This is a genomic window from Bacillus sp. FSL R9-9492 (genome assembly GCF_038007365.1).
In the GTDB taxonomy this organism is placed as follows: Bacteria; Bacillota; Bacilli; order Bacillales; family Bacillaceae_G; genus Bacillus_A; species Bacillus_A mycoides.
In genome coordinates, this window is the sequence record NZ_JBBOXC010000001.1 from 4,974,937 (window position 1) to 4,994,748 (window position 19,812).

At 35.4% G+C, this 19,812-nt stretch carries 22 protein-coding genes; 9 read left to right on the plus strand and 13 right to left on the minus strand.

Translation table 11 applies throughout. The features are described 5' to 3' along the window. Window positions 1-270: 270 nt before the first annotated feature. The gene (locus MKY70_RS25700; protein WP_088033440.1) at window positions 271-1,044 is read right to left on the minus strand and encodes a DUF2628 domain-containing protein; all 774 of its coding nucleotides are present in this window, start codon (window positions 1,042-1,044) and stop codon (window positions 271-273) included. Between the two features lie 353 nt (window positions 1,045-1,397). After that, entirely contained in the window at window positions 1,398-1,772 is a 375-nt protein-coding gene (locus tag MKY70_RS25705) for a hypothetical protein (RefSeq protein WP_088033149.1), read from the minus strand. 88 nt (window positions 1,773-1,860) lie between these two features. On the opposite strand from MKY70_RS25705, the gene MKY70_RS25710 reads away from it, so the two are divergent. After that, window positions 1,861-2,337, plus strand: coding sequence for an SMI1/KNR4 family protein (locus tag MKY70_RS25710; RefSeq protein WP_002015882.1), 477 nt, complete (start codon window positions 1,861-1,863; stop codon window positions 2,335-2,337). Window positions 2,338-2,687: 350 nt separating this feature from the next. Here the strand turns inward: MKY70_RS25710 and MKY70_RS25715 are convergent, their stop codons facing one another. Both MKY70_RS25715 and MKY70_RS25720 read right to left on the minus strand, forming a co-directional pair. Then, on the minus strand, window positions 2,688-3,482 hold the full coding sequence (locus MKY70_RS25715; protein ID WP_341026019.1) for a nucleotidyltransferase domain-containing protein: 795 nt from the start codon (window positions 3,480-3,482) through the stop codon (window positions 2,688-2,690). A gap of 51 nt (window positions 3,483-3,533) precedes the next feature. Beyond that, entirely contained in the window at window positions 3,534-3,842 is a 309-nt protein-coding gene (locus MKY70_RS25720) for a YuzD family protein (RefSeq protein WP_000248590.1), read from the minus strand. Window positions 3,843-4,048: 206 nt separating this feature from the next. Between MKY70_RS25720 and MKY70_RS25725 the strand changes: the two genes are divergently transcribed. Both MKY70_RS25725 and MKY70_RS25730 read left to right on the plus strand, forming a co-directional pair. After that, complete coding sequence (locus MKY70_RS25725) at window positions 4,049-4,285, plus strand: NifU family protein (protein ID WP_000431159.1); 237 nt, start codon at window positions 4,049-4,051, stop codon at window positions 4,283-4,285. Between the two features lie 436 nt (window positions 4,286-4,721). Beyond that, window positions 4,722-4,937, plus strand: a complete 216-nt coding sequence (locus tag MKY70_RS25730) for a hypothetical protein (RefSeq protein ID WP_001137788.1) — start codon at window positions 4,722-4,724, stop codon at window positions 4,935-4,937. A 59-nt stretch (window positions 4,938-4,996) separates the two neighbouring features. On the opposite strand, the gene yutH is transcribed toward MKY70_RS25730, so the two are convergent. Beyond that, on the minus strand, window positions 4,997-5,998 hold the full coding sequence (gene yutH, locus MKY70_RS25735) for a spore coat putative kinase YutH (RefSeq protein WP_002089339.1): 1,002 nt from the start codon (window positions 5,996-5,998) through the stop codon (window positions 4,997-4,999). 120 nt (window positions 5,999-6,118) lie between these two features. Here yutH and MKY70_RS25740 point away from each other — a divergent pair, with 120 nt between their 5' ends. Continuing rightward, window positions 6,119-6,610, plus strand: a complete 492-nt coding sequence (locus MKY70_RS25740) for a phosphatidylglycerophosphatase A family protein (protein WP_061690088.1) — start codon at window positions 6,119-6,121, stop codon at window positions 6,608-6,610. 19 nt (window positions 6,611-6,629) lie between these two features. Here the strand turns inward: MKY70_RS25740 and MKY70_RS25745 are convergent, their stop codons facing one another. The 3 genes from MKY70_RS25745 to MKY70_RS25755 form a co-directional block, all read right to left on the minus strand. Next, on the minus strand, window positions 6,630-7,109 hold the full coding sequence (locus MKY70_RS25745) for a GNAT family N-acetyltransferase (protein WP_002015903.1): 480 nt from the start codon (window positions 7,107-7,109) through the stop codon (window positions 6,630-6,632). A 521-nt stretch (window positions 7,110-7,630) separates the two neighbouring features. After that, a complete protein-coding gene (locus MKY70_RS25750; RefSeq protein WP_002191072.1) occupies window positions 7,631-10,204 on the minus strand; it encodes an FtsX-like permease family protein in 2,574 nt (857 codons plus the stop codon). Continuing rightward, the gene (locus tag MKY70_RS25755) at window positions 10,188-10,976 is read right to left on the minus strand and encodes an ABC transporter ATP-binding protein (RefSeq protein WP_341026020.1); all 789 of its coding nucleotides are present in this window, start codon (window positions 10,974-10,976) and stop codon (window positions 10,188-10,190) included. The genes MKY70_RS25750 and MKY70_RS25755 overlap by 17 nt, the downstream gene beginning before the upstream one ends. Window positions 10,977-11,262: 286 nt before the next feature. Here MKY70_RS25755 and MKY70_RS25760 point away from each other — a divergent pair, with 286 nt between their 5' ends. Then, a complete protein-coding gene (locus tag MKY70_RS25760; protein WP_078203754.1) occupies window positions 11,263-11,844 on the plus strand; it encodes an NAD(P)H-dependent oxidoreductase in 582 nt (193 codons plus the stop codon). Between the two features lie 32 nt (window positions 11,845-11,876). On the opposite strand, the gene MKY70_RS25765 is transcribed toward MKY70_RS25760, so the two are convergent. Beyond that, window positions 11,877-12,407, minus strand: coding sequence for an iron ABC transporter substrate-binding protein (locus MKY70_RS25765; RefSeq protein ID WP_088033167.1), 531 nt, complete (start codon window positions 12,405-12,407; stop codon window positions 11,877-11,879). Window positions 12,408-13,104: 697 nt separating this feature from the next. Here MKY70_RS25765 and MKY70_RS25770 point away from each other — a divergent pair. Both MKY70_RS25770 and MKY70_RS25775 read left to right on the plus strand, forming a co-directional pair. Further along, entirely contained in the window at window positions 13,105-13,602 is a 498-nt protein-coding gene (locus tag MKY70_RS25770) for a matrixin family metalloprotease (RefSeq protein WP_341026021.1), read from the plus strand. Between the two features lie 40 nt (window positions 13,603-13,642). Beyond that, the gene (locus MKY70_RS25775) at window positions 13,643-14,299 is read left to right on the plus strand and encodes a hypothetical protein (protein WP_341026022.1); all 657 of its coding nucleotides are present in this window, start codon (window positions 13,643-13,645) and stop codon (window positions 14,297-14,299) included. A gap of 711 nt (window positions 14,300-15,010) precedes the next feature. Here MKY70_RS25775 and MKY70_RS25780 read toward each other — a convergent pair. From MKY70_RS25780 to MKY70_RS25790, 3 genes are all read right to left on the minus strand, one after another. After that, the gene (locus MKY70_RS25780; RefSeq protein WP_088033171.1) at window positions 15,011-15,775 is read right to left on the minus strand and encodes a TIGR01457 family HAD-type hydrolase; all 765 of its coding nucleotides are present in this window, start codon (window positions 15,773-15,775) and stop codon (window positions 15,011-15,013) included. A 107-nt stretch (window positions 15,776-15,882) separates the two neighbouring features. Then, the gene (locus tag MKY70_RS25785; RefSeq protein WP_341026023.1) at window positions 15,883-16,515 is read right to left on the minus strand and encodes a helix-turn-helix transcriptional regulator; all 633 of its coding nucleotides are present in this window, start codon (window positions 16,513-16,515) and stop codon (window positions 15,883-15,885) included. A gap of 74 nt (window positions 16,516-16,589) precedes the next feature. Further along, a complete protein-coding gene (locus MKY70_RS25790; protein WP_341026025.1) occupies window positions 16,590-17,030 on the minus strand; it encodes a DUF86 domain-containing protein in 441 nt (146 codons plus the stop codon). Between the two features lie 147 nt (window positions 17,031-17,177). Here MKY70_RS25790 and glpX point away from each other — a divergent pair, with 147 nt between their 5' ends. Both glpX and MKY70_RS25800 read left to right on the plus strand, forming a co-directional pair. Beyond that, window positions 17,178-18,149, plus strand: a complete 972-nt coding sequence (gene glpX, locus MKY70_RS25795; protein WP_002015911.1) for a class II fructose-bisphosphatase — start codon at window positions 17,178-17,180, stop codon at window positions 18,147-18,149. A gap of 16 nt (window positions 18,150-18,165) precedes the next feature. Beyond that, complete coding sequence (locus MKY70_RS25800; RefSeq protein ID WP_002167444.1) at window positions 18,166-18,432, plus strand: DUF3055 domain-containing protein; 267 nt, start codon at window positions 18,166-18,168, stop codon at window positions 18,430-18,432. 292 nt (window positions 18,433-18,724) lie between these two features. On the opposite strand, the gene MKY70_RS25805 is transcribed toward MKY70_RS25800, so the two are convergent. Beyond that, the gene (locus tag MKY70_RS25805) at window positions 18,725-19,804 is read right to left on the minus strand and encodes an RNA-guided endonuclease InsQ/TnpB family protein (protein ID WP_060749335.1); all 1,080 of its coding nucleotides are present in this window, start codon (window positions 19,802-19,804) and stop codon (window positions 18,725-18,727) included. Between the last annotated feature and the right edge of the window lie 8 nt (window positions 19,805-19,812).

A 19,812-nucleotide genomic window follows, 5' to 3' on the forward strand; every position in this document is an offset into this window, starting at 1 on the left:
TGCTGGCGCCCTATTCTGAGATGAAAGTCTTACTGCCCGTTAATGCGGGATAAATAAAATTTGTATAGCATTTCTTTATACTGCCATAGTCTCACGTTATTGACAAGCCTACCTCAAATTCTCATTTTTTATTGTATTTTACAAAATTTCAATTAGTATGGCGTTTGTTTACTAATGTTTTTCTCTTCTTGTTACATATCCTTTCTCATAAATAAAAAGAAGAATCTTCATTAGACTCTTCTTTTTGCGATACACCATTATCTATTTATATTAATACCAGGCATTTTCTTCAATATAAAATTGATACTCTTCTGCTTCTTCTTCATTTAACTTTTTATCGTTTAAATAAATTTCTTTCCATTCAAATCTCTGTTTATCTAAATACACAGCGAACTTAACCTTTACATCCTTTTTTTCCTCATAATCATAACCAGTAAATTCTACTATATCAAAACGTCCTTCTTTTTTTACATACGTCCATTTTGGATCATCAGTAAAAACTTCCAATGTAATCCCTTCATCACTTAAACGAACTACATCTTTTATATTCGGTTCCGTCGGTAAATACGATAACCCATAACCAGCTGCACCAAATACTACAAATAATAACGCATTTAATCCAAGCATAATCCCAACATGAGTGCCACCCTTTGTTTGGAAGTAATAATTGTGTTGTGCATCAGATAACTCTTGTGCCTTATGTAAAACGCGAACTGTATGCTTGTAATATAAACGATTCCCTTGCCATCCAGTAAATAGCATAGTTCCGAAATAAACAATAAAATCGATCCACATCGGGATATCTATAAAAACAGAGGTAATTAAAGTAGGAACTCCTACTAATGCAATAATAATAAATAATTTATACATCTTGCGATAAGCTAACCACAATAATGGGAAGAAAAAGGCTATCCAGTTCCAACTATTTCCCTTCTCGGGATCTTTTGCTTTCCCCCACTTAAAGTCGTAATATGCAGTATTATTTCTCACAACTTTATGTAACTCTTTAGGAGCTATCGCTTCCTGTAAAACAGTGTCCTTCACGTACATCATCCTTCTCTTATTTCTATATAACTTTATTGTATATCTATAAAAAGAAGGAATCTAACAAAAAATAGTTATATTTCATAAAAATGAACAAAAATCGAATACATTCCGACAATTATCCATTCTATATTCCATTTTGCTATTAAATATATTAGAATACTCATATATAAGACATTTAATACACTATGTTAAACATCTTGTATATTCGCAAAAAAGGATGTATCAAAATCATTTTGACACACCCTTCTCCTATTAAACTACTATTGTAATATGACCTAGCCTAAAATCTCGACTTAAGAGACTTCACAAATTAGCTCTCTACTATTTCAAACATATTTCCACTTACACAACTATCCCACATTACCCTTCACTTTCTCAATAACATCTTCTATACGCTTAGCTATACATTCTGGCTCCCAATCTCCCTCACCATGCATAGCTGTATAAACCGGACAATTCTCATCATTACTATCTACAAAGATCGGGTCTCCGAGATAGGAATCTATCCCAATTACAATCCAACCGTCTTTCCACTCTCCGTCTTCATTCCCGATTAAGCTTTGCCCTTCATCATCAAAGCTATAACCAAGTTGCCCTTCTTCTATTTCTTCACTATTAAATAATTCTATTGTCATTGGTTCAAATTCACACTCTAACTCAATTTCATTATCCTCAGCGCGATCTACATGTGCTAAAAGTTGTTTAATTTTATTGTGGTTAATCATAAGATTTTCTCCCTCTATTGCGCAATTTTTTAATTAACTATAATATACAAAATAAAGTTTATAAAACTATTATTTGAGGTGACCAAATATGAAGACTACACTTTGGGCAGAAGATGACTATTTAAAATTAGCACCTATTAACGACGAACTAATAAAAAAAGCAGAAGAAGTACTAAACGTAAAGCTCCCAGAATCGTACATAAATCTTCTAAAAGAACAAAACGGAGGAACTCTTCGATTAGATGCTCACCCTACTTCAGAGCCAAATTCTTGGGCAGACGATCACGTTAATGTTTCTGGATTATATGGCATTTCTTTTGATGAAAATGAGTCTAGTATTTTAGAGAGCCATTATTTAATTCAGGAATGGGACATGCCTGAGAATATCGTGCTTTTATCTGGTGACGGACATACGTGGATTGCACTAGACTATCGAAACGTAGCTGAAAATCCTCCAGTTATATTTATCGATAATGAGTTTGAGGAAATTATTGAATTAGCACCTAATTTTGAAAGCTTCTTACAAAACTTAACTACATACAATTATGATGAAGATGAAGAGTAAACCTATCTCTAAAGGAGTGCGCAATAGTGCAAGATTTCATTATAAAGTGAAACTTTAATCAGTGGGGGTTTTGTTCATCCCCCACTGATTATTAGCCTTCACCAATCGGGCTTTTACGGGCAGTTGATCTCCCATCTAACTTCTTTGCTCCAGCCGAATTTTGAAGTGAGAGTCTTACTGCCCGTTAATGCGGGATAAACATCAAAAAGAACAGTCTATTGCATAATGTTTCACATGAAACTATCCATATTTTAGATTATCTTTCGACTTCTCATTCCTTGCAAAGTACTTTTTCATTATATAAAAATAGTAAAAGCATCCTTTATATGAAGGATGCTTTTACTATTCACCTACCACTTCCCCCTACACTCTTCAATTACATACAGCAAATACCGCTTCGTCATATCAGCCCGTCTCCACCTAGAGAGCTTTCGCTTTCCTTCTGGATTCTGCCTCATTCGCTCTACTTCTCTTAATAAAGGTTCCCACTTATGAGAGTAAAGTTCCAACATGTATTGTAATCCTCTATCTTTTGAAACAATTGTTTTATGATCTAACGTATATAAAATACGTCCCATCGTAACGACAACTGATTCTACCCATTCTTCTATGAAAAATAAATAAGGACGCTTCGCTTTTTCAAGCCAGTAATGTTCTACGTTGTATTTCATTGTATTTACTACATCGTCCCACTTTATTTGAAAGGAAAGGTCTTCTACTTCTTTCCCGCTAACTGTAATACCTTGATTTTTCAATGTCCACCATGTGACCGCGTTAATATCCCAATGACCAATATCAGCCTTACCATCTGCACAATACACGTACTCATTCATTTCATGATTGTATTTCCCTAAGTCAGCAAGCGGGATATACATACCATCCATTCTTTTACCTAACGTACTTTTACTAATTTTTTTATGCAGTTCTATAATTTGTTGTTTTTCAGCTCTATTCACGGAATCACTTATTACCGTAACAAAATCAACATCGCTCGTTTCTATATGAAATGCTCCTAGCGCGATTGATCCGTAAATATATACCCCGACTATTTTTTCATCCGAAAAAATTTCTTTTAATTCTACTATGTACTGCTCCATTAATTGCTTTACTTCTTCTGGTAAAGCATGTTTTATTCCATTCTCCACATCTATCCCTCCATAAAAAAAGCCTTTGCGAATTCGCAAAGGCTTCCTGCTTTATAAATATTTCTCGATTTCTTCGTAAACATCCTTCAAACGAGGATTTCCTTCTCCAACAATTTCTCCATTTACAAGAACGACCGGATAAAATAGATCTTCCTCCACTACTCGCTCTGCGAATGCTTTTTTATCTTCATCTTCTTGTTCTTCTTGAAAATCAATATACTCGAAATTAAATTTATTTTCTTGTCCTTCATATTTACGACCAATCGCCGCTTGTAACCACTCAAACGTTTCTGTTGAAGATGGCATTCCAACGCAGCTCGCACAAATTACTTTCGTCCCATACACTTGCACATTAACCATTTCTTCTCCCCCACTTCTCGTTCTAACAGTATATTCAGATGTCTTATTTCATAAGCACATCATTTTACAAACTTATTCCATACCCCTATACTGAAAAAACACGTTGTACACACGATATAATATTTTGACAATAAAACAAGAAGAGAAAAAATAGATTTTCCCCTCTATCTTGATTATAATAAAACTGATGAAAGGAGTCGATAAAAATGGAAAACCCACATATGCAAGAACAGGTACTAGAGGTATTAGATAAATTACGTCCATTCTTACTTCGCGATGGCGGAGACGTTGAATTAGTAGACATTGAAGAAGGTATCGTAAAATTACGCCTTATGGGTGCATGCGGAAGCTGCCCAAGTTCTACAATCACACTAAAAGCTGGTATCGAACGCGCACTACTTGAAGAAGTACCAGGCGTTATTGAAGTAGAACAAGTATTTTAATCTAAAAGCGGAAGCGGCTCGTTCAAAATGTGAGGAGGATGGAGCTTCTGACATAGAGGCGCTTTTTGCCTCGGCGGAAGAAGCGAAGCCACCGAACATTTTAGCCGCTGGAGCTAGATAATATTTAAAAGCGGAAGCGGCTCGTTCAGAACAGAAGGTCATTGGAGCTCCTGACGAAGAGGCGCTTTTTGCCTCACAGGAAGGCGCGAAATGGCCGACTGTTCTAGCCGCTGGAGCTAGACATTATCTAAAAGCAGAAGCGGCTCGTTCAGAATCGCTTCCTAGAAAGAGACCCAAATGGGTCTCTTTTTTTATTCAAATAACACTTCCCCTTTAACATCATAAAACAAAATTGGAAATCCTTCTCAAAAAGTGCGATAATTAATACTATAGAATCGTTCACACATATACAGAAAAAAACATAGGGGGACGACACATGCCAAGAATGGGGAACACTTTCTTAACAATTCAAGAACTAGAAAAGAAAAAAGAGTATTTATTAGACCTTTCATCCGTTATACCAACATGGAATGCAAGTTATCAATTTTTATTTAAAGAAATCCAGCAAGAATTATTGAGTAAAGTAAATGAAAAAATCGAAAGACATCAATTCATTTTAAATATATGTGCAGATCAACAGGTAGGGGCATAATGTATTACATACAATTGTGATATATAAAAAAGAGACCTCACCCGGTCTCTTTTTTCATTTTAAGACAGCCAATCTAATTTCCTAATGCCTAACTTATCAACAGGTAAACGAAATGACTCGTAAAAATGATTCATAAATTGCTCAGTGCGCTTCACATCGTGTAAAATGATTTCTAAACGGGCTCTATATATGCCTTTTTGTTCTTCGTTTCCTGTTTGATAATATCGTTCAATTGTTTCAAAGTAGTGAAGCGGGAACAGAAGCCTTGCGAATAATAAGCGCCAACCAAATGAAGAGAGCGAATAATTACGTTCATAATCTGTAATGAATTGAACTACCGTTTGCTCCCAATCTTTCTTTTTTTCTATCATCATATAGCGAATACATTCTGCTATATCTCTACTTGGGTGATCATATACCCAATCAAAAGGAAGTTTTAAACGCTTCGTTTGCTGCCATAATAAAGGTGTAAATCGTTCTTGGCAAATTGTTGCTGCGTCAGTTATTTGTGGTGTATCGTCCATTTCTGTATCGACAACATATTGAATTGCATTTTCTGCAACTCCTAAGTAATACGGGAAGGATTCAATAAACAATTGATCGAATACGTCTGAAGGATGGTTCATCACTTGCGATTGCCAAAACCTTTCTAATTGGTCGAGCCTTTTTTCCCATAATGCTTTCCATTCACCAATGCGGCTTAATTGCTCAACTTCTTCTGGAAAGAATGCGCCACGTTTATGGAATATAGAAAGCTCACTTCCTAATGATGTAGCATGTCGCTCTAACATACGCATACCTTTTAATAAGCAGTAATTTTTTTCTTCTATCTCACTTACATAGTAGCCGTGTATAGTCGGAACGAAAGTCGAAACAGTTATATCCCCTTGCTGGTTCATATAATCACTGAGCTTTTTCATCTCTACAAGTACTTCTTCCTCCATTTCTCCAATCGGAACAAGTACATAAATTTTGTTGCGAATCCAAAAGCTTTTATAGGGGCCAAGGGGGATTAATTCTTTAACATGCATGTGATAATGCTCATAAATATGCTGAATCATCGCAGTCGCCACCTATGGTTTTTCTTTATATATATGAGCTTGTGCTCGCCTTTCATTCCTATGCACATGATAAAGCAACGAAACGTATACAAATACTAAAAAGAAAAAAAGGTGATAAACATGAAAGACTCAAATCAACTACAAGAAAGAGCATTACAACTATTACAAGAACGCGGTGTAACAATTGACGATATTGCTGAACTTGTTCATTTTCTTCAAAAGAAATACCATGCAAATTTAGAGATGTCAGAATGTCGCTATAACGTTGAGCGTGTACTATCAAAACGAGAAGTACAAAACGCTCTTATTACAGGCATTGAACTTGATGTCCTTGCTGAAAAAGGAATGTTAAGTCAGCCGTTACAAGATATCGTAAAACGCGATGAAGGACTATATGGAATTGATGAAGTCATCGCACTTTCAATCGTTAACGTGTACGGGTCAATTGGCTTCACGAACTTTGGATATATCGATAAATTAAAACCAGGTATTTTAGAATACTTAAATGATAAATCAACTGGAAAGGTGCATACATTCCTTGATGATATCGTTGGCGGAATCGCTGCCGCTGCTTCAAGTCGTTTAGCGCACCGTGCTGAGCATTCGGAATAAGGGGTCTAGGCCGTCAGTTTCATACTGACGGCCTTTCATATTCCATAAGCATGAACTCTCTTCCACGGCTCAAAAAAAGAGGTCCTACTTGAAATCCAATGTTTTTATACAGCCTAATCGCTCTCTTATTGAATGTCGCTACACTCAGTCGAAACATTTTCGAATTCAATTCCTCAGTAGCAAATGCTATTCCCGCTTGAAAAAATATTTCCCCCATCCCTTTCCCTGTTAACTCCGGCTTCATTCCAAGCCCAATATCTACTACATCTTCTCCCCTATATAAATTAGCATCTCTTCCCCCTGGCACTTGTGCATTTTCTCCAAAACAAAAATAGCCGATGAATTCTCCATTCTCTCCGCAACAACCGTAATACGTTCCATCTAGCAACTCTTCTATTACTTCAGCATCTCCCGAAAAGCTATATAACGTATAGGGATTTTCATACTTCCACGTATTTATTTCTTTCGCTTCTTCTTCTGTTAACTTATGTATATCCATTCATCTCGCTCCTTATCAAATACTCTACTAATCTATATGTATTTACTCATTCATTTTCCAAACTTGATTCTCCTCTAATCGTAATATGCATAGTTACATACGCACACCCCTTTAAAAAATGCTAAAATTTATTTGAATCGCTGTTGTTACACTTCTTGATTAAGAAAGACTGTTAACCGGAAAATTAACGTCTTATCAAACTCAAGCAATTGGCACGTTTTGTCATCATGAAAGACACTCGAAAGAGTGTCTTTTTTTCTATACCTGAGCAGGACCTGCTCATTTACAAAATTAATGCATAAATTAATATAACTCTTAAACCCATTATTACCTTTCTATACGTTGCAGCGTTCGTTGCGACAGATTCGGATAATAAAAAGCACTCCAGCCAGAGTGCTTTTTACTTTCAAACAAGGAGGTTACATATATGGATAGTACTCTTGTATTTAACTTTGGCATTGGTATTGTTATCATTTTATTCGTCTTCTTTGTACTTTGTATGAGCGGGATATAGTAATCTTTTATGCTGATAACTCCTTTAAAGTATCACTCAATTTAAACTTTCTTAATTGTAATGAAGCAATCATTGCTGCTCCTGCTCCGAGTATAATGCTAGCTAGTGCCAATATTAAAACTTGATTATACGGAATGATAATAACCGTTAACTCTAAGCTTGATAACACAATATAACTAAATACAATTCCACCTAAAACCCCAATACAACCAGCTATCGCTCCAAGTAAAGTGCCCTCTAATAAAACAATCCGTCTCATTTGCTTCGGAATAGCTCCTACCGCACGAATCATACTAATTTCAGCACGTCTTTCATGTAAACTTGAGACAATCGCATTCATTAAACCTATACCAGAAATAATGAAAACAATTACAACTAACAAGCGAATTAACATCATCATTTGCGATAATAACTGCTTCTGTTCTTTTAATAAATCATGGCTATTAATAACTTCTACGTTCTCTTTATTATTTGTAATTTGTTTTACTTGCTTCTTAATCTCTTCAAATGATTGATTAGAATTTGTCATAACTTGAATTGCTTCATATCCTTGCACGTGAAACTTATCACGAACCCATTGTTCATTTACGAAAATGTCTAATCCTCTTCCCCTTAATCCTTGCTCAATAATCGAAACGACTTTAATCGTTTGTTTTTCTTTCCCTTTTCCTTGTACTTCAATCGTATCATGCAACTGAATCCCTAATGTTTTAGCAGTTCTCTTCGTAACGACTCCCTCACCATCTTGTAATGGCTTATTTAAATCTTGTCCTGTAATCACTTTCGCTTTTGTTACTTTTTGATAAGCAACAATATCATTCCCCACAACTTCTATCACATCATATTCAAAATCATCTTTCCTCACATTTTCATACCACTCTTGATCCGCTTTTTTAAAATCATAATTTATAAGCTTCGCTGTAAAGTCAGTAACATTTGCTACGCTCTCTTCTACACCATCAATTTTTTTAACCTTCTCCATCCAACTAAATGGTAATACTTCAGTACTTTGCGACTCTATTGGAATTCTTATTACTAAATCAGCTGGTAAATGTTTTTGTAACCCATCTTTCATGCCTTCATAAATAGAGTTTATATACATCGTTCCAACAAGTGCTAACATAAAACCAAATGCTAGTATAGCAACCGATACAGCTGCCTTATTTCGATAACGAATTACATTTCGGCTACTAATCGTCGTTTCAATTCGTAATATCATTTGAAGTGGTTTTGCAATCACTGGTGCTATCATCCGAATAAATAACGGAATCGCAAATAACAAACCGACCGCAAATAACAGCGCACCTATCGCACTTGGATTAAAACCGATATATCGCTCTAATACGTTACCCGCTAGTCCAATAACAGTACCAATGATTAAAATGCTACCACTAAAAGCACTCCACCTTTTTTCTTTTTTCTCATTACTAGGAAGACCTGGCCTAAGCGCTTGAACTGGTGGAATCTTTCTAACCATAAAGGCTGGTATAATAGCCCCTATGATAGACATAACAATCCCTAGTAAAAACGTAATGAGTAAAATCTCGCCTGAAATCGAGAATGATTCTTTCACTGCCCCCTCAATATTCACCCATTTATTAATAGATGATGCGGCGATTGTTTGCGTACCTGCTCCAAGAATAACTCCTGCTAGTGATCCGATTGCCCCAATACATAAAGCCTCTAATAAAACGACTAATATAATTTGATTTGGATTACTACCAAGTGCACGTAATAATGCCCATTGCTTAAATCGACTTCTGACAGATAAGAAGAAACTTCCCATTATTAAAAGGGCTACAACAAATAAGGCAATACCACCTAAACTAAAAATTAATGGCTTCATTACATTTAGGCGTTCAAATGCCTTATCTACATAAGTACGTTGGTCCACTTTTATATTTTCAATCTTTTTATGTACATCAAAAGCAATTGCTTTTTTCACATTTACATCTTGTACTTTCACTTGAACAAGATTGAATTGATTTGGTAAATTTAATTCTTTTTGAAGCCAATGGATTGGAAAATAAGCACTATGCCCCATTGACGCCATTAACGGTGGATTTAAAATACCGACAACTTTCACAGCCTTTTCACCATGCTGCGGGAATGGCAGTTTAATCGTATCTCCTACCCGTATATTTTCACGATCTGTATACCCTTTTGTCAGTGCTACTTCAGCACCTTCTTTCGGATATCGTCCTTCTAATATTTTATAAGAATGCATTTCTGGAGAATCTTGCTCAACACCCCAATAAGATGGCTTTCCCGATAGTTCTTTATAATGTGGAAAAGGATACGGTATAAGTGCTTTTGATATTTTTTCAGCATTTTCTAAGCCATCTATTCCTTTTAAACTTTCATTATTTAAATACATGTCATTTTTTATATAGCCAAATTGTAAATTATAATCTCCATACCGACTTACTACTTGTTCCTTCACACTTTGCTCTACTGATTGATTACCTAGTAATAACATCGTCGCTAACATAACACCTAAAGCTGCACCGAGGGCAATCAACATATTTCGCAACCAATTTTGTTTCATCGATTTTACCGCATACTTAATTACCCATCGCATCACCTTTACCTCCTACTTTAAAGTGACGATTCATAATCTCTTGAATGTGAGTAACTTGTTGCGGGATATTTCGAAATTTCCACCCTTTACTTTCAGTATGCTCATGAATCACCTCACCATCTAATAAGAAAACGACTTTATCAGCATGGGCCGCTACGAACGGATCGTGCGTTACAATGACAGCTGTTTGCCCTAATTCATCACATGCATTGCGAAGTGCCGCGATAATATTTTTGCTGTTTTCTGAATCTAACGCCCCTGTTGGCTCATCTGCTAATATAATAGCCGGCTCATTTGCAAAAGCTCTTGCTATCGCAACCCTTTGCTGTTGCCCACCTGATAACTGTGCTGGTAAATGCTTTTCTTTTCCTTTCAATCCAACGAGCTCTAATAAACGATTTGCTGTCACAGTTGCCTTCTTTTGCGAAACATTATCTAATAGTAAAGGCAACCCTACATTTTCCTCCGCATTAAACACTGGAATTAAATTAAACTGCTGAAAAATAAAACCGATTTTATGCCTTCTAAATAAAGCGAGCTCTTTTTCTTTTAATGTTGAAATCTCCGTACCATCAACTCGAATACTACCTACCGATGGAATATCTAATCCACCTAACAGCTGAAGTAAAGTCGTTTTACCCGATCCACTTGCCCCCATAATACAAACAAAGTCACCTTTTTGAATTTGAACATTAATATCTTTTAAGATCTTTACTGTACTATCCCCAATATCAAACGATTTTTCTAACCCTTCAATTTCAATAATATTCATCCCGATATCCCCTTTTCTCTCTATTTACCAATCTATATATTCTATTCGAAAATGCAAAATACCTACTATTTTGTATTTTTTTGTCACATACTAACATTTATATTAACCGGCAGTAAGTGCCCGATTAGTGTGAGCAAATAATCAGTGCGGGATGGAAACCCCCCACCTATTAAAATTTCACTTTATTTCTCACGTCAGAAAAGTTGACTCTCGCAACGGAAGTAACCATAATAATTACACGAATATATAAAAACTATTCACATATCCACAATTAGGAGGAAGAACAATGAAACATGTGATCGTTTATGCACACCCGAATACAGAAAGCTTCAACCATGCAATTTTAGAAACTGTAAAAAGTGAATTAGAAGGAAAAGGTCATGAAGTACGCGTTCGTGATTTATACGAATTAAACTTCAATCCAGTATTAGGTGCTTCCGATTTCATCTCATTTTCCCAAGGAAACACACCAGAAGATATTAAAGAAGAACAAAAGCATATCTCTTGGGCTGATAGTATTACATTCATTTACCCAGTTTGGTGGGCGGGTCTTCCTGCTATTTTAAAAGGATACGTTGACCGTGTATTTAGCCACGGCTTCGCTTATGCTTACGGTGAGAATGGTATTGAAAAGTTATTAAGCAGTAAAAAAGGATTGTTATTATCTACGATGGGAAATTCGAAAGAAGTATACACAGCAGGCGGTATGTTTGATGCAATGAAAAAAACAACTGATGCTGGTATTTTTGAATTTACAGGCATTGAAACACCGGAACATACATTCTACACAAGTGTTCCTTCTGTGGATGACAGTGTGCGTAAACAATATCTTGAAGAAGTTAAAGACGTAGTGAATCGTGCGTTTTAATAAAAAAACTCCGGTTATAACAACCGGAGTTTTTATTTCATCATCAATTTCGGAATATATCTTTGAAGAATGCTTTCTAATTCATTCATATCTTCCTGTCTAATAAGTAAATTCACATTATCATTCATTTTTTCTCGCCCGCGATATAAAAATATATTTTCTTTTGGATTTTCCCATGTTGATGTTTTATAGCCTTTTAATTCTTCGTATGAATAAAAGTTCAATCCGTCTACTACGCCTTTTTCATATATTTGTACACTTTTAATAAGATGGATAGCTATTAAAGTCATAAAACAACTTGCTACAGCATGAATACCTAGCTGAATGAGAAACTGTTCAACTGTATCCATATCGCCACTTACGTACTGAGCATATATATACATACATTGTCCAATGAAATATGCTGGTCCAAGTAATGCAATCCAACGTCTTTTCACCCGAGGATACATTGCAATGAGTTTTCCTGCGCCTTTTTTCATTTCATTTATTTTATATATCTTCCATAGAATAAAAAACAAAATACATAATGTAAAAACAAACATAATACATGACATCCAGTACACGCTGATTCCCCCTTGTATCATTACATATAAATTTTACATTTTATATAACAATAACACATATGCAATTATGCATAAAAAAAACAGGTAACCATATGTTTATATTTAGGTCATAGATGTTAAACTCAATAAAATCAAAGGTAGGAACATATTTGATATGTACAAAATGTTTCTGCCTTTTTATTATGCGGCGAGACTCCACATTCATCAACTTAAGAACCCCTCTAAAACAAAAAAATGTACATTTTCACCAGGAGATATCAATTTTCTCGTTTTGGGTATTTGCTTTTCTTAGCTTGATGGCGATGTGGTTCTACCCCTACAAATAGATCTTTTTCTACTTTTAATACTGCTGTTTTCATTATTTATTCCTCCAAAGTTGTTATAGTTTTATTAGTTATAGTCTATATAGTCCAAATAGCCATTGTTTTATGTCTTATTAATGCAGCAAAAAGTCTCCAGCAAGCGATTAAACCTGAGATCAAAATTGATGCTGTTTCAATAGAAAAGTAGCCTATATTACAATATCAAAAAGATACTTTTAGATTTAATAACCTTGTCTTCTTGGTCTTCCAGCTGTATACAAATAGAAAATTAGTAAAAAAGTTACAAAAATACCCACGAAATATGTTTTCTTTTCAGAATATTCGACTTATTATTGTTGTGAGAACACAAAATTTGGAAAAAAGAGGGTGATTATGTGAAGAGGTTTATGGCGTTCCTTTCTTGCCTAATATTAGGCATAGTATTTTATCCTACGGAATCGAAAGCATACCAATTTAACAATCAGAATGTAGGGTATAACGCTAATTATATGAATCTATCTTCAGCAGACGGTTATTTAAGTCATATGGGTTATGCGACACAGTGGAGTTATCAAGGGAGTAAAGTGTTTGTTAAACAAGCTTCTACTGGCTTTATAAACATTTATCAAGGTGTTGTGGATACTGATAATGGGACCTATGGTGTTTGTTACTACAATACCAATCGTCAGAGTGATATTCGTTATTACAAGTCATTTAAAAACGCTTCTTCTTCTGTTAGAAATGAAACAGTGGTACATGAAGTTGGACATGCAATTGGATTAAGCCACACTCAATCTAAAAACAATACAATTTCTGTTATGAGAGAAACTGGATTTAATAGTAAAGCTTATCCGTTATCTGATGATAAAGCTGGTATTAATGCTAAATATTAATGAATAGTGTTTAAATATATAAAGGTGGTGTAAAAGAAATATGAAGAAAATATTAGCTATTAGTGGAGTAATAGGCGCCTTTCTAATAGGATTTTTCATATATTACTTTAACGATAATCCGGATAAGCAAGAGCCGGCTGCACAATTGGTTAACGGTATGGAAGATCACTTATTTGGAAAAAGTCTAGTCTTAGATGCAAAAATAGATGAATTTCAAAATTTAAATGCTGTTGAAGAGAAAACAGAAATTATTGTCGTAGGTAAAAAAGTTAAGCAAGAAGAACCTACAATTGTATACAACAAAGAAGGACGAATCGATATTGCCTATACTTTATCTAATTTTGCCATTGATAAAGTAATAAGTGGAGATTCTGTAACTCCTGGGACGGAAATTACCATCCTAGAGAATGAAGCGTACAACAAAAAAGTAGATATGACATATCACATAGCTGGATACGAATTAATGGAGAAAGACAAAAAATATTTGTTGTTTCTAAGAAAATCCCAAACTGATCCGTATTACTTAATAACTGGTGTTAATTACGGAAAAGTTCCGCTAAAAGATGAAAATAGCTCTTTAAAGAAATCATTAAACAATGCGAACACTGATTATGCTAAAGAAAAGTTATCAGAGATTGATCATCAAAATTTGATAAAAGCAGAAGCATTAAAAAAATATGAATCTAGTTTAAAATAGTTCGCTTAGAATTGAAAATGTAGTTAAATACAAAAACAAGAAGACTGAATGATTCGGTCTTCTTGTTTTGCTATTATCAGTATAAAAAAAGATGCTGTAACAGCACCTTTTAGATAATAATTTCCTCTTTGTGAACTTCAACAATATCTCTTAAAATCTTGTTCGCTTTTTCAATAATCTCAAAGTCATTAGATGTGCCTTCCGTGTTTTGGAATAGTCTCCATATCCGGCATCCATTATAACAGTTGGTGTATTCTTTTTATTTCCATAAAATTTCACAAATAATTTAAAACCATTAAGTTGAACAAATGTTTCCTCCACTGTTTGAGCTATAATCTTTGTATCCCCCTTTTGCAAAAACACTAGCAATATTCTCCACCTTTTTTAAATAACCTACCTCTCTGTTTAATGAAAAGTCTTGAAGTTAGATTTTTATTAAACTTTATTATTAATTATCAATCTTTTATAAATGATCGGACTTTGTTTTAAATCATCAATCTTTATTTCAAACCAAAACCGAGTCTTTGTCCTCCTCCAAAAACCAAACGAACATTTCTAATTATACATCTGTATTATACTGATTAAACTAAATATTCAATCTTTATTTATTTCATTCGTTATGTAAATAAAAAAGGATAATCAGCCCTCATAATGGACTAACTATCCTATAAATTATTATCTGAATTTAATATTTCGGTTACCTGCATTTCATTACATCTTCTCAATCCACTCCGTCAAGTTATGCACAACTTGCGTCGGTTGTACTTCATATTCTGTTAACTTCTCCACAGTTGTGACTCCAGTGTGGACAAGAAGGGTATGCATGCCAGCATTTACTCCCGCTAAAATGTCTGTATCGTAGTTATCCCCAACCATTAATGCTTCATTTTTTTCTATGCCAAGCACTTTTAAAGCTTGTTCCATAATGATTGATTCTGGTTTTCCGATAAAGATTGGATCCACACCTGTTGATACTGCTACAACTGATGTTAATGAGCCGTTACCTGGTAATAATCCGCGCTCAGTGGGAATGGCAATGTCTCCATTTGTGGAAATAAACGTTGCGCCGTTACGCACAGCAAGGCACGCTTTTGCTAATTTTTCATATGTGATATCGCGATCTAAACCAACAACAACGAAATCAGGATTTTCATCCACAAGTTCAAAGCCTTTTTCCACAAGTGCGGCGTGTAAGCCCTCTTCACCAATCATATATACAGTTGCATCTTGTTTGCGCTCATAAATAAAGTTCGCTGTAGCCATACTCGTTGTGAATACTTGCTCCGCTTTCGCTGGAATATCGAAACGAACAAGTTTTTCTGCAACTTGTTCTGGTTTACGAGTTGAGTTATTTGTAACGAATAAATATGGAATACCGCGTTCTCCTAATGCTTTTACGAAGTCGCTTGCTTCTTCAATTTGTTCTTCACCGCGATACATTGTACCGTCTAAATCAATTAAATAGCCTTTATACATCTGTTTGTCTCTCCTTCTATGCTAACGTTCTCATCTATCATACCACTCTTATATTAACCCCTTTTTCAAAAGAAAAAAACGCTTTACCTTAAAGCGTCCCATAACGTTCATTTTTTCTCTTTTATTTGGTACGAACAATTACAATCGCCCACGCACATGTTCGTTAACGTCTTCACATTTGCACCTGTAAATAACCGCTTGTACATATCTTTTTCATCCTCACACACTTGCGGAAATTTCTCCGCTATTTCCTTTAACGGACAGTTTTGCTTTTCAAGTATGAAAGAGCGTTCCCCATCTCTTTTTATTTGAACCATATAACCATTTTTCTCTTGCATAGCAGCTACTTCCTGTACTTTATACGCTAAATTGCTTTGATTACTTATCTTCTTTTGCAACTGCTCTTCCATTCGTTTCGTTCTCGCTTGTAAAACGTAACGAAGTATTTTTTCATCGCCCATTCGAGCTAAATCATCTAATATTTCAATAGCAAACTGCTTATATTCTTTCGGGAACGTATCTTCTCCCTTTTGACTTAATCCATACAAATATGTTGGTCGTCCAACATGCTGTCTTACCATCTTTGAATAAATTAGCTCATCTCTCTCAAGATTACTTAAATGCCTTCGGATTGCCATTTCCGTAATTTCTAAAACTTCGGCTAATTCTGCTACAGTATGCTCGCCCTTTACCTTCAACAATTGTACAATCTCTTCTTTCGTCGTACGTGCTTCCCCCATAACTCGCCCTTCTCCCTTTTCTCATATACAATATAAGATCCCCAAAGGAATTCCCGGGGATCTTATAAGCACAATTATTCTGGTACAAATGCAGATACAGGCCCTAATTCCTTTTCTAAATAACTGTGAATATTCACTGGGTATTTCTCTACCACGGCGATATGTTTTTGAATCGTCTTATATAATTCATCATGATTCATTTGAATATAATCTTGCGTAAGCATTTTTCGAAGAAGAATAATTTCTTTAATCTGCGCTCCCTCTTCTCCACTTATAACTCTCTCGTCCATTAAAATATCAATAATATCTTCGTAACTTCCTGGATCGCGCATAATAAATCCATCAATCATCGCATTTCCCACATCTAATATACAATCAATAATAAGATGGGCTATGCGCTCTAATGCATAAAATTCAAACTCGGTTTCATATGTCTTTTTCTCTTGAAATGTATTTGTTGCTCGTTCTAAACATACTAGCATTTGTTCTATTTTCTTTCTGTCTACGAAGTACATGAATGTCACCTACCTGGAAATTAAAGCATTTACATTTTAATTGTAACGCTTTCTTCTGAAAAAATCGACAATTTTTCGAATTCACCTTTTCCTCGTTATTTGTTATAGTTATATTTGTATGATTTTTGAAATTGGAGGAATGCAACCTTGGAACGTGAACTCGCACTAGAAATTGTCCGTGTAACAGAAGCAGCAGCCTTAGCATCCGCACAGTGGATGGGCCGCGGAAAGAAAAACGAAGCAGATGATGCAGCAACTACAGCTATGCGTGATATGTTCGATTCAGTAAACATGGCAGGTACAGTTGTAATTGGTGAAGGAGAACTTGATGAAGCACCGATGTTGTATATTGGTGAAGAACTAGGAACAGGTAACGGTCCAGAAGTAGATATCGCCGTTGATCCATTAGAAGGTACAAACATCGTTGCAAAAGGCCTTGCAAATGCAATGGCAGTTATCGCAATCGCAGATAAAGGAAACCTTCTTCATGCTCCGGATATGTACATGGAAAAAATCGCGGTTGGTCCAAAAGCAGCTGGTAAAATTAGCCTAGATGATCCAATTGAAAAAACAATTGATATTGTAGCAGAAGCAAACAATAAAAAAATTCGTGACCTAACGGTTATCATCCAAGAACGTGAACGTCATCAAGATATTATTGACCGTGTTCGTGCAAAAGGGGCACGCGTAAAACTATTTGGTGATGGAGATGTTGGTGCATCAATCGCTACAGCTTTACCTGGAACAGGTATCGACTTATTCGTAGGTGTAGGCGGAGCTCCAGAAGGCGTTATTTCTGCAGCAGCATTAAAATGCCTTGAAGGTGAAATGCAAGCTCGCTTAGTTCCAATGAACGAAGAAGAAGAAGCTCGTTGCCGTGAAATGGGATTAGAAGATCCTCGTCAACTTCTTATGTTAGATGACTTAGTATCTGGTGATGACGCAATCTTCTCAGCAACAGGTGTATCTGCTGGTGAATTATTAGACGGGGTGAAATTCCTTGGCGGAGATTTAGCTGAAACATATTCTATCGTTATGCGTTACAAAACAAGAACGGTACGATTCATTAAAACACACCACCATTTAGACCATAAACCACACTTAAACTTAGATATTTAATAAAGGAGCCATGTGTATGGAAGAACGTTTCTTTCTGTACGACGACACAGTCGCTACAAAAACGCGTTTCGTTAGCTTTATGGGGGAAAATGAGCGTCATGATTTAGCGCTTCTATACTCCGATCGTCATTACGGTAAAACGATAGTCCTTGATATGCAAAGCAACAAATTTGCTATCATCGGTCCTGACGATTTAAATGAACAAGGCTACTTAGAGCATGCATTTTCGATGTCTGAAGAAAATGCAGAAGAATTACGCTCATTTTTATTTGAACTTATATAATTTATCTGGTGCACCAGCTATGTTAGCTGGTGTTTTTTTACAATTTATATTTTGAATTTTCAATCTTATATGTTATACTTATGAACAAATCTATTTGGATAGAAAGGACGTTATCTACGTATGCCAACATTTACTTTTTGAGACTCCCATGACTAAAATCTCAAGCCCGAATCCTTACGGAGTTACGGGTGGGATTCTTGAATGACTAAACGTTCGCAGTCCATTTCTGTTTTGAACAGTCTTCAAGATGAGGGCATCTCATTGCCCCTCCTAAACCAGACCATATAGGTGCTTAGGCTGATTGACTGTTACCATCAATCACAGTTGCGTAACGAATATTCATCGCCCCAACGATATCACGATGTGTCTCAAACCCACATGAACACTTGTATTTTCTGTCTTGTGCCTTATTCTTTTCAGCGCATTTTGGACAACTTTGACTTGTATAAGCTGGATCCACATATTCAATCTTAATACCGGCTAATGTCGCTTTATACGCAATAAATTGTGACAAACGATAGAATGACCAAGTATGTAGATTTTTTTCGTTTTTACGGCTTGTTCTTGCCGTCTGTCTTATATTCGTTAGTTTTTCTAATCGAATGACAGAAATATGATTCTCTATCGCAAAATCAATGATTTCACGACTTATTTTGTGATCTTTATCTTGCATCCATCTTTGTTCTTTATCATTAAATCGCCGGATAGCATTCACCTTTTTGTCTCTTCCTAACTTCTTACGAGCACTACGAAACTTACGCTTCCTATATTTGTTTTGCCTACCATTCCCAAAGAAACGAATCTTGTCATTATCTGTGATCGCTACCGCGGGGACTTTGAGACCTAAGTCTACTCCTAAAATTTTCGTACCTGCTTTTTCACTTCTAGGAAGCGTAACAGATATTTGGGCACTCCACTTATCCGATTTCTTTGTGATACGAAGTGTACCTAACTTATGTGTTAACAAATCCAAATTGCGATTGTTTTTATCGATTAATAAAGCACGTACCTTTAAACGAGTTGACTTTCCATTTATCATCAGCGGGACTGAAATATAATTGGAATCAAATGAATAATTTTGATTGTTCCATACACAAACAGGTTTCTTTAGAATCGGAATGATTTTATACTTACTTTTCTTTACTTTTGTAACAAATAAACTTTTCGCGTCTTTGATTGCTTGATTCTTCACCGCACTTGGAATATTCGCTTCAATATCTTTCGTACTTTTTTTCGTGCTTTTCTTTGCTTCAACCATTTCCGATACAAGTGTATTAATAACTTTGATATATTCGTGACTACTTTGTTCCAATAAACGGATTTGTTCTTTTGTTGGAATCAATTTCACTTTTACTGTTAGGGTTTGTGACATACGTTTCA